This window comes from Rahnella victoriana (assembly GCF_004330295.1).
Classification (GTDB): domain Bacteria; phylum Pseudomonadota; class Gammaproteobacteria; order Enterobacterales; family Enterobacteriaceae; genus Rahnella; species Rahnella victoriana.
Window position 1 is genome coordinate 58,082 of the sequence record NZ_SJOJ01000031.1, and the last position, 11,638, is coordinate 69,719.

Consider the following 11,638-nt stretch of genomic DNA (forward strand, 5'->3'; position numbering starts at 1 on the left):
GCTATTAACGCAGGTTAACCAGCGTGTTCAGGATGGAGTCCTGAGTTTTGATGGTTTGCGCATTCGACTGATAGTTACGCTGAGCAACAATCATGTTGACCAGTTCAGCACTCAGATCGACGTTGGAAGATTCCAACGCGCCGCTGGTCATGGAGGCTAAACCGCCTTCACCTGCAATGCCATTCACAGCCTGACCGGAAGACGCGGTGGCGGACCACACGTTATCGCCCTCAGATTTCAAACCTTCAGGGTTGGAGAAGTTACTCAGCACAATTTGTCCCAGTAACTGGGTTTTGTTGTTGGAGTAAGTCCCTGAAATGGTGCCGTCATCATTGATGGTGTAACCGGTCATCTGACCTGCGGCATAACCATCCTGAGTCAGGGAACCGATGCTGTCGCTGCCGGTACTCTGCTGGATACTGCCGGTGAAGTTCAGCGCCACGGATTGCGGATCCACCGCACCGTTTGTCGCCGTGCTCATTGGCAGGGTCAGAGTCAGCGGAGTGGTCGTCGGGTTGCCCGCTGCGTCATCGGTGCTGGTCAGTGCGCCACTGGTGCTGAAATTCAGGGTACCGATTTTGGCTGCGGTCGCCGTCGCGTCGCTGCCATCAAGGGAATACACATCCCAGGTGTTGGCGGCAGTTTTGGCGAAATACACGCTGTTATCGTGGGAGTTACCCAGTGAGTCATAGGTGGTGATGGTGCTGACGTAGTTGTAGCTGGTGTCATCGTTCGGGTTGAACGTGGTCGCTGCCGGGATCGCGGTATCAGTAGAGTTCAGGTTAGCCACCATCGTCCCCACGGTGGTCGCGTTGGCGCTCATCATGGTGGTCGGAATGCTCAGGGCAACAGGCTGTGCGCCCGCCGCGATGGTCGGTGGTGTACCGGTTGCCGGATAACCTGTCACGCTCAGGCCCTGGGTATTGACCAGATTACGGTTTTCATCCAGAGAGAACTGACCATTACGGGAGTAATACACACCGCCGCTGGCATCGGTCAGACGGAAGAAACCGTTGCCGCTCAGTGCCACGTCCAGTCCGCGCGAGGTAGACGTCGTGGTACCGTCGTTGAAGTTCTGGGTGACAGCGGCAACTTTAACGCCCATACCGGTCTGGGAACCGGCAAACATATCGGCAAAAGAGGCGGTCGCGGTTTTAAACCCAACGGTCGCGGAGTTGGCAATGTTGTTACCAATCACGTCGAGGTTGGTTGATGCCGCGCTGAGACCGCTGACTGCTTGTGAAAAGCTCATGTTAGCTCCGTTTACTGTGTGAAGTGTTTTCAGCTCCTCCCCCTTCGCAGAGGAGGGAGCGGTCTGAGTTATTCGCTTACAAAATCTGGCGTACGGAATCCACGGTAGCGGTTCCACGTACACCCAGATCCAACGCGGTATTACCGGATGAATCTGTGGTCACACCGTTGACCAGTGCATAGTTCAGCGGTGTTGCCACCATTTGCTGACCATTGTTCAGGGCATTGATGCTGAAGGTATAGCTGCCGTCCGGTGCTTTGGTGCCATCATCCTGTGTGCCATCCCAGGTGTAGCTGTGAACCCCGGCAGTCTGGGATCCCAGAGTGATGGTTTTCACGACTTTACCGGTGGAGTCACTGACAGTGGCGGTGGTGGTATCGGACGCGGTTTCCAGTTCGAAACCAAAAGGTGTGGTGCTGACGGTGCCGTCGGTATCACTGCCGACCAGGATCGCACTGCCGGATACCATGACACCGTGGCCGATCAGCGAACTGGCCTGCACGGAAGTCCCGCTGGAGATTTGTCCGGAGATGCTGCCCAGTGTGGTATTGAGTTTTTCAATCCCGCTCACGGTGCTGATTTGCGCCAGCTGACTGGTCAGCTCGCTGTTATCCATCGGATTGGTCGGATCCTGGTTTTTCAGCTGCGCCACCAGCAGGGTCAGGAAACTGCTGGATAAGTCTTCTGCCGAACTGGTGCCGGTGGTCGATGTGCTGGAACTGGTACTGGATATCGTCGTGTTATCAGTGGTGTCATTAATCGACGTCGTAATTGCCATGGTTCGCTCCGCTATTGCCCCAGAGTGAGAGTTTTCATCATCAACGACTTGGTGGTGTTAAGCACTTCGACGTTGGCCTGATAACTGCGGGAAGCGGAGATGGTATTCACCATTTCGCTGACCACATCTACGTTTGGCATCTGTACATAACCTTTCGCATCCGCCATCGGATTGCCCGGCTCGTACACCATGCGCATCGGCGCCGGGTCATCAACCACTTGCGCCACTTTCACGCCGCCCGTTTCCTGTCCGGGTGCCGCATCCACCTGGAAGACAACCTGCTTCGCTTTGTAGGGTTTACCGTCAGGGCCGGTCACGCTGTCGGCGTTGGCCATGTTACTGGCGCTGACGTTCAGACGCTGAGACTGCGCGGCAAGCGCAGAACCGGCGATATCAAAAATACCGAGCATCGACATATGAATTATCCTTGCAGCACCGACATCATCCCTTTAATTTGCCCGCCGAGAACGGTCAAATCGGTCTGATAGCGCACGCTGTTATCCGCAAAGTTGGTACGTTCACGGTCCATGTCTACCGTGTTGCCGTCTGCTGACGGCTGGTCAGGGATCCGGTACATCAGATCCATATCAGCGGGCTGAACGTTCGAGGCCGCGATATGACGATCGGAGGTCAGCGATAACGACATGCCGCTGCCGCTGGCACGCCCCTGCTCCATCACTTTCTGTAACTGACTGGCGAAATCGATATCGCGGGCCTGATACCCCGGGGTATCCGCGTTCGCAATATTGGCTGAAAGTATTTCTTGCCGCTGGGCGCGCAGGTTGAGCGCTTCCTGTTGGAACTGTAGTGCGGCGTTCAATTTGTCGAGCATGCGCCCTCCGCAAAGTGAGATTTTGGAGTCGACAGCATAAATGCGAGTGTCAACTACCTATCGTCTGAATAAGCATAAAATCGGGCGCTATTTGTCCCTTTAGGAATTGCGAAGTGAGCGTAGACTTGTCGCCAGTAGTAGGTTGGCACAAAGGTAAATTGCGTATGAACAGGCAGACAATCCGTCGTTTAGGCATCACGCTGGGCTGCATCATGATCGGTGCGACGTCCGGCGGCATGAGCTATGCGCAGACAACGCAGGTCAAAAGCGTGCCTGCTTCATCCAATAGCGATACACTGCTGTCCTCGCAAATTCAGCAGTTCTTCCGCCAGCAATATGCGGAAAGTGGTATGCAGGTCACGGTGGTGGTCAACACCCCGAGCGCCCGTCAGCCACAATGTTTATCGCCGCAATTTATGCTCTCTCCGAACAGTCGCACCTGGGGCAATGTCTCGGTGGCGGTGAACTGTAACGGGCGTAAAAGCTATGTGCAGACCAAAGTACAGGTGAGCGGCACCTATTGGGTGGCCGCGAAAAATGTGCCTGCCGGATCGCATCTGGCGCAAACAGACATGCAACAAAAAACCGGGCGTCTGGATTTGTTACCGCCTAAAGCGGTGCTGGACAGTAAGCTGGCCGTTAACGGCATCACGCTGCGCAATATCAGCATCGGGCAGCCTTTGACGCTTTCCATGCTGCGCCGTCCGTGGATGGTTCACGCGGGGCAGGATGTTCAGGTTCAGGCAACAGGCAGTGGTTTCAATGTATCGAGTGCCGGTAAGGCGATGAACAATGCTGCCGCGAATGAATCCGTGAGGATCAGAATGCCGTCAGGCGTGATTGTCAACGGAACGGTAGGCTCGGATGGGTCTGTGACGGTGGAAATTTAATCCGGTATTGCAGCGGGGTTTTGTAGAAAAAGCTGCAATAAAGGCTAAAGTTATTTCGCCACATGTCGATAACAAACGTATCAGAGTCGTCCCACGACGGCATTTTTAGGGTTTTCGTGACATTTTTCAAAACCCTGAGTCCCCATACTGGAGAAGAAATTTATGGCTATCGATCGTACTCAAGGTGTTTCACCTTTAACTCCGATCCAGCAACGCGACACGTCTGAAGCTTCAGTACAGAACGCGCGTAAAGAAGACACTGTTTCTGGCACCACCACCAGCGGTACGGCGGTGACCCTGAGTTCAGCACAAACGTCGCTGACCCAGTCAAGTGCGCAGGATATCAACACGGCACGTGTCGACGAACTGAAACAAGCTATCCGTGACGGCAAACTGACCATGGATACCGGCAAAATTGCCGACGCTTTGTTGCAGGACACGCAGGATTATCTCAAAGGTTTTTAAACTGAAGATCTCAGTGTAAAGACAAAAAGTTGGAAGGTAATAAGGCCCGATGAAGAACTTTATCAAGACCATGACTACCTTGGTTGAAACGTTGCAGGCGCTGGATCAAGTGATTAATCACGAACAAACGATACTGTGCTCAGGCCGCGTTAATGGTGCAGCCTTGCAACATATCACCGAGCAGAAAAGCTCATTGTTAGCCACGGTAGACTATCTTGATAAACAGCGTCGTCAGCATGACGAACGCCTCAGACAATCCGCACCCTATTCCCGCCAGCCGGAAATCGCCGCGATGTGGAAGGATGTGGTGCAACTGACCACCAGACTGAGTCAGATTAACCGTCATAACGGCATGTTATTGGGTAAACAAATCGCCTATAACACTGAGGCGCTGGCGATCCTCAACGCCAGTCAGACGCAGAAATTCTACGGACCGAACGGGCAGGAAACCGTATCGGGGCAAACCGTCAGGAAGATCTCCGTTTAACGCCGAACGAGGGGAAAGTTTTCCCCTCAGCACTTCTCCCGTTCGCCAATTCATATCCACGATATCTATACCAGCCCCGCCAGTTGCTCTAATGTCGCCGGATCCTTTTCGACCAGTTTTATCAGCAAAATGGCCTGCCGGTTAGGTTTCGCTCTGCCCTGTTCCCAGTTCTGATAGGTTGTCAGAGCGGTTTGCAGGTAATAGGCGAAAACTGCCTGAGAGATATTCAGGTTCTCCCGAATCTCTTTTAACTCAACCGCGCTCAATCTCACTTCACGACCGACAGTTCTTTCCACCGTTTTAAGCGTACGCTTACCCTGACCAGCCTCACCCCATGCATTCAGGCCATCAGCAATCTCAGCAAACAGATCCCTTTTCATTGTCATTCTTGTTTCGCCTTATGCTGTTTCAACAGCAGTCCTAACATCTTCTTTTGCGCGAAGGTCAGGTCATCCATTTCGCCTTTTCCGTACACCGTAATGAGAAGAAAATGCGCCTTTGCGACCCACCAGTAATAAATAATCCTTGTACCACCACGCTTACCCTTATTTCTCTGACGATCAGGAAAACGGAGTTTGCGTAACCCCCCGGTATGCATAATCACATCTCCACAGGTAGGGAAAAGCAATAACGCATTCTGGAGGATCCCGTACTCATCGTCCGTCAGATACGCAGACCAATGTGCTTCAAAAACGGGTAATTCTACAAATACAGCTTTCATCCATGCCCCTGAGATTCCCTATACTCTGATAAAACTATCCCCATGTAAAGGATAGTTAGACGATTCAAATTACTACACGCGCAACATTAACGGAATGATGACAGACTGCTAAGAGGGAATAACCTGGCATGGGAGACGGCTTCCAGAAGGTTTTTAGGGATTGCAGGGATTGCATTAAAAAACCGCACATGGCGGTTTTTTATTATCTGAGGTTTTATCTCTGTATTTCAAATGTCACCTGATCTACACCACTCGCCATATTGAGGAATCGCCCGCTGTAACTCACTGTTACGCGATTTTTATCATCAATATGAATATCATTTATAGAACCCATTCCCGATATTAATGGCTCAAGCTCACTGAGTTGCTTTGCTATTTGCGGGTCACTGCCCTTTATTTGCGGCCCAATGTAATAACGATGTGTGATCGGCACTGTTGCACCGCCTGTATTGCGCTCCGTCATGTAAAGCCAGTGATCACTGTTTAACTGAGATACGGTTATTAATGTATCCGGCGTGTCATCTTGTTGATTCAAAAGATAATAGCCACCCACCATAACTAACAGATAAGCCGTTAAAAAGTAGTGCCCCAGCTTAATAGCCGTTTTGAATTGCATACGCTATGCCCTCCCTGATATTTCGCTGGTCAGTCGGGTCATCACCATAGGGCGGTTTTTCATGCCATTTCCCCCATTCAGGTCGTGAGGTTCTGGCTCGGGATTGTGCCCACCCAGCCCCCATTAAAAGTATCTCCGACGGAATACCAGCAGCTGTCCCTACTGCGCCATAGTGGAAGTTGCCAAACGCCTCCCATTCACTTTTTTTCTGTTTATAATCCCATGGGCCGCCATTTCTGACCTTTTGATAAAACCAATAATACGTCCAGGCTGTCGCCATATTGCGAGACATTCCATGTTGTCGGGCTTCCCTCATATGATCACTGACGATGTTTGAACCCGGGTTTGATAGTGGTACAGACGCCATAAAGTCATTCTCCCTGTTAAGCATTTCTCTCTTCCTGCAAACGGTGAAAGATTTTACACGTTTACCGGCTCCCTTTTGTTAAGTCCGTAACGCTGCCGGAAGATATCCGCAATATATGAAGATGCTGATGTGTCTTTAAAATGTCCAATGGGTAACAGATCATGGCCGTCGAAGTCGCGACAGCGCGGAGTAGAAAAGTGTGGAGGGATGCACAGGAGGCTGGGTGATCATTGCTATTGAGAAACCGAAACGTTCACCGTCCCGGCGACTTACTTATAATTCACGATCACTTCATTACTGATCACCCGCAGCGGGGTATTCATTGCGCCGCCGCCGGGGACGAAATAGACCAGCCGCAGCGGTGAGATGGCTGTCTGGCCGTAGAAGGACTGGGTGACGCCGCTGTCTGCATCCAGATTCACGCAATGATTTACTGTGTTGCACAGCTTCACCTGCAATCCGGCGGGTCTTGCGCCCAGCAGTTGGTACTTCCAGCTGATTGTGGTGATCGTGGGCGCGTTTTGACTTCTGACCGGCGCGGAGGCCGGTGGCGCTAAGGCCCCCGACGACATCATTACGCCCCGGTTTTGCAATGTGACACCGCGCTGCGTATCCGACCACGAGCCGGAGGCCGCCATGGCTGGCAGGCTCAGCGCGGTCAATAACAGCAGCGCGGGACGGCACATCTTATTCACCACCGATGGTGGCCGTCATGCGGATCTGGCGGCTGTCGGTCATTTCAAGGTTCGACATCACCACGATATTCGGCAGTGAGCGACGCAGGAAGCGTGACAGCAGCGGACGCAGCGCGTGATTCACCAGCAGAACCGGCGGCGCACTGAGCATATCCTGACGTTGCAGTGCGGCTTCGGATTGCGTCAGCAGGCGGTCGGCAAGGCCCGGTTCCAGCCCGCCGCCGCTTTGCAGCGCCTGTAACAACAGACGCTCCAGCGAGGTATCCAGCCCGATAACCTGTACTTCGCCGTTGCCAGGGAACCATTGCTGAGTAATGGCGCGACCAAGCGCGACACGCACGACAGACGTCAGTTCGTTCGGATCCTGCTGGTTCGGCGCATATTCCGCCAGCGTTTCAATAATGGTGCGCATATCCCGGATCGAGACACGCTCGGCTAACAGGTTTTGCAGAACTTTATGCATGTTGGTGAGGGAAATGACGCCCGGAATGAAATCTTCCGTCAGTTTCGGCATTTCTTTGTTCACCCGCTCCATCAGCTCCTGCGTTTCCTGACGGCCAAACAGTTCTTTGGCGTGCAGGCTGATCAGGTGATTCAGATGCGTGGCGACCACGGTACTGGCTTCCACTACGGTGAAGCCCTGAATCTGTGCCTGCTCGCGCATGGCCGGTTCGATCCACACCGCCGCCAGCCCGAATGCCGGATCCACCGTCGGCTCGCCCGGCAATTCACCAATGGCGCTGCCCGGGTTGATCGCCATCCAGCGGCCAGGGTGCGCCGTGCCGGTGCCGATTTCCACGCCTTTCATCAGAATACGGTAGCCCGCAGGCGGCAGTTCGAGGTTATCGCGGATATGAATGACCGGCGGAAGATAGCCCATCTCCTGCGCGAATTTTTTACGGATACTGCGGATACGCCCCAGCAGTTCGCCGTTCTGTGCAAAATCCACCATCGGGATCAGACGGTAGCCGACTTCCATGCCCAGCGGATCTTCCAGCTGAACGTCCTGCCAGCTGGCTTCCACCATCTGCTTGCCGCTGTCAGAGGCCGCCGGTGCCGCTTCTTTGGTCGCCGGTTTTTTCAGCTCCTGACCGCGCGTCCACCACGCCAGACCTAACAGGCCCGCAGTGAACAGCAGGAAAACCAGATTGGGCATGCCCGGCACCATACCGAGTAAGCCCAGCACACCGGCGCTCAGCATCATGACGCGCGGGTTGCGGAACAGCTGGGTGACCATCTGTTCGCCGACGTCTTCGTTGGTGCCGACGCGGGTCACGATAACACCCGCTGCGGTGGAGATAACCAGCGCAGGGATCTGCGCCACCAGACCGTCACCGATGGTCAGCAGGGTATAGCTTTCAGCCGCGTGACCGAGATCCATGCCGTGTTGCAGCACACCGACCAGCAGGCCGCCGACCACGTTGATGATCATGATCATCAGACCCGCGACGGCGTCACCTCGAACGAATTTACTGGCACCGTCCATGGAACCGTAGAAGTCTGCTTCCTGCGTCACGTCGCTGCGGCGTTTTTTCGCTTCGTCTTCGCCAATCAGACCGGCGTTCAGATCGGCATCAATCGCCATCTGTTTACCCGGCATACCGTCGAGCACGAAACGCGCGCCGACTTCGGCGATACGTCCGGCACCTTTGGTGATAACCATGAAGTTGATCAGCACCAGGATGATAAACACCACGATACCGATGGCGAAGTTACCGCCGACCAGGAAGTGGCCGAAGGCTTCGATGACCCGCCCTGCCGCCGCGCCGCCGGTGTGACCTTCCATCAGGATCACACGCGTCGAGGCCACGTTCAGCGACAGACGTAATAAGGTGGAGAACAGCAGAATGGTCGGGAACGCCGCGAAATCCAGCGTTCGCTGGGTAAACATCGCCACCAGCAACACCATAATGGATAAGGCAATGTTAAAGGTGAACAGCAAGTCGAGGAGGAACGGCGGCAACGGCAGCACCATCATCGACAGGATGATCAGGATCAGGATAGGGCCTGCCAGCACCTGCCATTGTCCGGACTTAAAGTTGGCGGGTAAACGCAGTATCGCGGCCAGATTAGCCATGGGTATCACTCTCTCCTGCTGCAAAATCCAGACCATCAGGCACTGGTAAATGTTGAGGTTTTTTCGGGATCAGTCCGCCTTCACGCTTCCAGCGTTTCAGCTGATATACCCAGGCCAGCACTTCAGCGACGGCGGCATACAACGTGGCCGGAATTTGCTGACCAATATCACTGTGCCGGTACAGCGCACGCGCCAGAGGCGGCGCTTCCAGCATCGGAATTTTGTGTTCGGCACCGAGTTCTTTAATGCGCAGTGCCACGTTCCCTGCGCCCTTCGCCAACACTTTCGGTGCACTCATTTTATTTTCACTGTATTGCAGCGCGACGGCGTAATGCGTCGGGTTGGTGACGATCACATCCGCTTTCGGCACATCGGCCATCATGCGGCGTCGGGCCATCGCACGTTGTTGCTGGCGGATACGCCCTTTGACGTGCGGATCACCTTCCTGACTTTTATGTTCGTCGCGGATGTCCTGCTTGCTCATGCGCAACTTTTTCAGGTTGCTCCAGATTTGCCAGAACACGTCGAACGCCACCATCGGCGTTAATCCGAGGACGACCATCAGCCCGCAAAACACCACCATGTTCAGCGCTTCGCCGAGCGCGGGAATGGTCGGTTGCGCCATCAGACGCATCATGTCCGGCCATTTGTGCCACAAATACAACCCGGCGACGGTGCCCACCAGTAACGCTTTCAGGATGGCTTTCAGCAGTTCGGCCAGCACCTGACCGGAAAATAAACGCTTGAAACCGGCAATCGGATCCATACGGCTGAACTTGGGCGCAAAAGACTTGCCGCTGAACATCAGCCCGCCGAGCAGTAACGGCGCGGCAAGGGCGATCAAAATCAGGCCGCCAATCACCGGCAGTAACGCCCAGACCGCGCGTCCGAGCAGGGTCGCCATTTGCTGCAACACCTGCCGGTCATCGCTGACCATGCCGTGATCGAATTTCAGACCCTGCGAAATCATCACACCCAGCTGGCGCGCCATGGATTCGCCGGACATCCAAAGCAGCGTTAACCCGCCGCCGAGCATCAGAACGGACGTCAGTTCGCGCGAGCGCGGGATTTGCCCTTCTTCACGCGCCTTTTCAAGCCTGTGTGCGGTGGGGGCCTCACTTTTTTCGAGATCGCTTTCTTCAGCCACCGGGGGTTCCTGTCAGCGTTAACCCGACGTGTAAAACACCACGGGCACAATTTCAGGCTTAGCATGACAAACATCTGCAGGTTCGATGGGGAGAACAAAGGGAGGTTTTGAGGTCTTTTCCCTAAATCAAACGGGACGGCGTGCCCGGCTCAGGAAAGTGAAAATAACGTACTGTGCTGAGTTGTCACCGGTAAAATTTACATTTGGCTATTTTGTGACAATCACGCAAATATCCCCGCGCCGGAGGCTTTTGATTTACACGCCAGTCATACACGGCACAGGTAATAGGAATAATCCTGGGATCCTCTCAGATTGATAATTAAAACAATTAATTATGCAGCCTGTTTAAATAATATTTAAATGATACAGCGCGTGCAGAAAACTAATTTCACGCATGATGATTTCATTATCACATTATATTTTTTGGGTCTAAACACCGAAATTTAATTACCTAATACGTCGAATAATACCCGCTCTGAATAATTCATTTGCTGAATGTATAATCTAATGCTTAAATAGCTCACCATCGCGTATGAAGCACAATAACCTGTAAAATAAAAGAATTGCTCAAAGGATTAGGACAATGGCAGGGAGAAAATATCTCACTCATTTGGAAATTGAGAAACTGGTCGCCGCAACCGCGGGCGGAAAAAACGCAGTCAGAGATAAATGCATGTTATTAATGTGTTTCATTCATGGTCTTCGTGTCAGTGAACTCACAAAGTTACGGGTAAACGACATTGAACTGGCAACGAATATAGTTCACATATCCCGGCTGAAAAATGGTTTTTCGGTTCATCACCCGTTACAGATCCGCGAGGTTAAGGCAATTAAAGACTGGCTGAAAGTACGTTCACAATATCTTGATCCAGACACTGAGTGGTTATTTCTCTCACGACACGGTGGTCAGATCTCACGCCAGCAGATCTACCGTTTAATACGCAACTATGGAAAACAAGCCGGTATCAACGTCAATGTTCACCCCCATATGCTCCGGCATGCTTGCGGGTTTGCGCTGGCAGATAAAGGCTGTGACACCCGGCTGATTCAGGATTATCTCGGCCACAGAAACATTCAAAATACCGTTATTTATACGGCAAGTAATGCAGAGCGATTCAGGGCCATCAATATATAGTCATCGTGTTCTGCACCCCGAAACGGAAATGCCCGCTTTATTTATGAAGGGGCATTTCCCCCGCCCCCCACCCCCCCCCCATGCCCGCCGGGTGAAAAACATTTTTTTAACAAAGTTTTTGAAAATAAGGGACAATTGGGGATACGGTTTAAAACCCCGTTTTCGCAAAGCAATGG

The 11,638-nt window shown here is 53.1% G+C and carries 15 protein-coding genes; 4 read left to right on the forward strand and 11 right to left on the reverse strand.

Annotated elements, in window-relative coordinates; genetic code table 11:
• Nucleotides 1-4: 4 nt before the first annotated feature.
• The 4 genes from flgE to flgB all read right to left on the reverse strand — a co-directional run bounded on the left by flgE (nucleotide 5) and on the right by flgB (nucleotide 2,862).
• Nucleotides 5-1,252 carry a flagellar hook protein FlgE gene (flgE, locus tag EYY67_RS21215; RefSeq protein WP_095922297.1) on the reverse strand — a complete coding sequence of 416 codons (1,248 nt, stop codon included), beginning with the start codon at nucleotides 1,250-1,252 and terminating at the stop codon, nucleotides 5-7.
• 76 nt (nucleotides 1,253-1,328) lie between these two features.
• On the reverse strand, nucleotides 1,329-2,030 hold the full coding sequence (gene flgD, locus EYY67_RS21220; protein WP_119822406.1) for a flagellar hook assembly protein FlgD: 702 nt from the start codon (nucleotides 2,028-2,030) through the stop codon (nucleotides 1,329-1,331).
• Between the two features lie 11 nt (nucleotides 2,031-2,041).
• The gene (gene flgC, locus EYY67_RS21225; protein ID WP_013575164.1) at nucleotides 2,042-2,446 is read right to left on the reverse strand and encodes a flagellar basal body rod protein FlgC; all 405 of its coding nucleotides are present in this window, start codon (nucleotides 2,444-2,446) and stop codon (nucleotides 2,042-2,044) included.
• Nucleotides 2,447-2,451: 5 nt separating this feature from the next.
• Complete coding sequence (gene flgB / locus EYY67_RS21230) at nucleotides 2,452-2,862, reverse strand: flagellar basal body rod protein FlgB (RefSeq protein ID WP_095922299.1); 411 nt, start codon at nucleotides 2,860-2,862, stop codon at nucleotides 2,452-2,454.
• 164 nt (nucleotides 2,863-3,026) lie between these two features.
• Between flgB and flgA the strand changes: the two genes are divergently transcribed.
• The 3 genes from flgA (at nucleotide 3,027) to EYY67_RS21245 (ending at nucleotide 4,704) form a co-directional block, all read left to right on the forward strand.
• A complete protein-coding gene (gene flgA, locus EYY67_RS21235) occupies nucleotides 3,027-3,752 on the forward strand; it encodes a flagellar basal body P-ring formation chaperone FlgA (RefSeq protein WP_232769654.1) in 726 nt (241 codons plus the stop codon).
• Between the two features lie 162 nt (nucleotides 3,753-3,914).
• Complete coding sequence (flgM, locus tag EYY67_RS21240) at nucleotides 3,915-4,217, forward strand: flagellar biosynthesis anti-sigma factor FlgM (RefSeq protein ID WP_095922301.1); 303 nt, start codon at nucleotides 3,915-3,917, stop codon at nucleotides 4,215-4,217.
• A 49-nt stretch (nucleotides 4,218-4,266) separates the two neighbouring features.
• Complete coding sequence (locus tag EYY67_RS21245; protein ID WP_095922302.1) at nucleotides 4,267-4,704, forward strand: flagella synthesis protein FlgN; 438 nt, start codon at nucleotides 4,267-4,269, stop codon at nucleotides 4,702-4,704.
• A gap of 65 nt (nucleotides 4,705-4,769) precedes the next feature.
• Here EYY67_RS21245 and EYY67_RS21250 read toward each other — a convergent pair whose 3' ends face one another.
• The 7 genes from EYY67_RS21250 to flhB all read right to left on the reverse strand — a co-directional run bounded on the left by EYY67_RS21250 (nucleotide 4,770) and on the right by flhB (nucleotide 10,327).
• Nucleotides 4,770-5,084 carry a helix-turn-helix domain-containing protein gene (locus tag EYY67_RS21250; protein ID WP_195817528.1) on the reverse strand — a complete coding sequence of 105 codons (315 nt, stop codon included), beginning with the start codon at nucleotides 5,082-5,084 and terminating at the stop codon, nucleotides 4,770-4,772.
• Between the two features lie 2 nt (nucleotides 5,085-5,086).
• Nucleotides 5,087-5,425, reverse strand: coding sequence for a toxin (locus EYY67_RS21255; protein ID WP_131694330.1), 339 nt, complete (start codon nucleotides 5,423-5,425; stop codon nucleotides 5,087-5,089).
• A gap of 214 nt (nucleotides 5,426-5,639) precedes the next feature.
• On the reverse strand, nucleotides 5,640-6,041 hold the full coding sequence (locus EYY67_RS21260; protein WP_131694331.1) for a hypothetical protein: 402 nt from the start codon (nucleotides 6,039-6,041) through the stop codon (nucleotides 5,640-5,642).
• On the reverse strand, nucleotides 6,019-6,408 hold the full coding sequence (locus EYY67_RS21265) for a polymorphic toxin type 44 domain-containing protein (protein WP_131694332.1): 390 nt from the start codon (nucleotides 6,406-6,408) through the stop codon (nucleotides 6,019-6,021). Before EYY67_RS21265 ends, EYY67_RS21260 begins: the two co-directional genes overlap by 23 nt.
• Nucleotides 6,409-6,677: 269 nt before the next feature.
• Nucleotides 6,678-7,094, reverse strand: coding sequence for a flagellar protein FlhE (locus EYY67_RS21270; RefSeq protein WP_131694333.1), 417 nt, complete (start codon nucleotides 7,092-7,094; stop codon nucleotides 6,678-6,680).
• A gap of 1 nt (nucleotide 7,095) precedes the next feature.
• A complete protein-coding gene (flhA, locus tag EYY67_RS21275; protein WP_095922307.1) occupies nucleotides 7,096-9,180 on the reverse strand; it encodes a flagellar biosynthesis protein FlhA in 2,085 nt (694 codons plus the stop codon).
• The gene (flhB, locus tag EYY67_RS21280) at nucleotides 9,173-10,327 is read right to left on the reverse strand and encodes a flagellar biosynthesis protein FlhB (protein WP_095922308.1); all 1,155 of its coding nucleotides are present in this window, start codon (nucleotides 10,325-10,327) and stop codon (nucleotides 9,173-9,175) included. The genes flhA and flhB overlap by 8 nt, the downstream gene beginning before the upstream one ends.
• A gap of 583 nt (nucleotides 10,328-10,910) precedes the next feature.
• Between flhB and EYY67_RS21285 the strand changes: the two genes are divergently transcribed.
• On the forward strand, nucleotides 10,911-11,462 hold the full coding sequence (locus EYY67_RS21285; RefSeq protein WP_095922309.1) for a tyrosine-type DNA invertase: 552 nt from the start codon (nucleotides 10,911-10,913) through the stop codon (nucleotides 11,460-11,462).
• Nucleotides 11,463-11,638 lie beyond the last annotated feature (176 nt).

Bases quoted from the DNA above. Each gene is read 5' to 3' on its own strand.
- EYY67_RS21270 (WP_131694333.1), bottom strand. From the start codon at position 7,094: ATGTGCCGTCCCGCGCTGCTGTTATTGACCGCGCTGAGCCTGCCAGCC.
- EYY67_RS21265 (WP_131694332.1), bottom strand. From the start codon at position 6,408: ATGGCGTCTGTACCACTATCAAACCCGGGTTCAAACATCGTCAGTGAT.
- EYY67_RS21245 (WP_095922302.1), top strand. From the start codon at position 4,267: ATGAAGAACTTTATCAAGACCATGACTACCTTGGTTGAAACGTTGCAG.
- EYY67_RS21255 (WP_131694330.1), bottom strand. From the start codon at position 5,425: ATGAAAGCTGTATTTGTAGAATTACCCGTTTTTGAAGCACATTGGTCT.
- EYY67_RS21260 (WP_131694331.1), bottom strand. From the start codon at position 6,041: ATGCAATTCAAAACGGCTATTAAGCTGGGGCACTACTTTTTAACGGCT.
- flgA (WP_232769654.1), top strand. From the start codon at position 3,027: ATGAACAGGCAGACAATCCGTCGTTTAGGCATCACGCTGGGCTGCATC.
- flgM (WP_095922301.1), top strand. From the start codon at position 3,915: ATGGCTATCGATCGTACTCAAGGTGTTTCACCTTTAACTCCGATCCAG.
- flgD (WP_119822406.1), bottom strand. From the start codon at position 2,030: ATGGCAATTACGACGTCGATTAATGACACCACTGATAACACGACGATA.
- flhA (WP_095922307.1), bottom strand. From the start codon at position 9,180: ATGGCTAATCTGGCCGCGATACTGCGTTTACCCGCCAACTTTAAGTCC.
- EYY67_RS21250 (WP_195817528.1), bottom strand. From the start codon at position 5,084: ATGAAAAGGGATCTGTTTGCTGAGATTGCTGATGGCCTGAATGCATGG.
- EYY67_RS21285 (WP_095922309.1), top strand. From the start codon at position 10,911: ATGGCAGGGAGAAAATATCTCACTCATTTGGAAATTGAGAAACTGGTC.
- flgB (WP_095922299.1), bottom strand. From the start codon at position 2,862: ATGCTCGACAAATTGAACGCCGCACTACAGTTCCAACAGGAAGCGCTC.
- flgE (WP_095922297.1), bottom strand. From the start codon at position 1,252: ATGAGCTTTTCACAAGCAGTCAGCGGTCTCAGCGCGGCATCAACCAAC.
- flgC (WP_013575164.1), bottom strand. From the start codon at position 2,446: ATGTCGATGCTCGGTATTTTTGATATCGCCGGTTCTGCGCTTGCCGCG.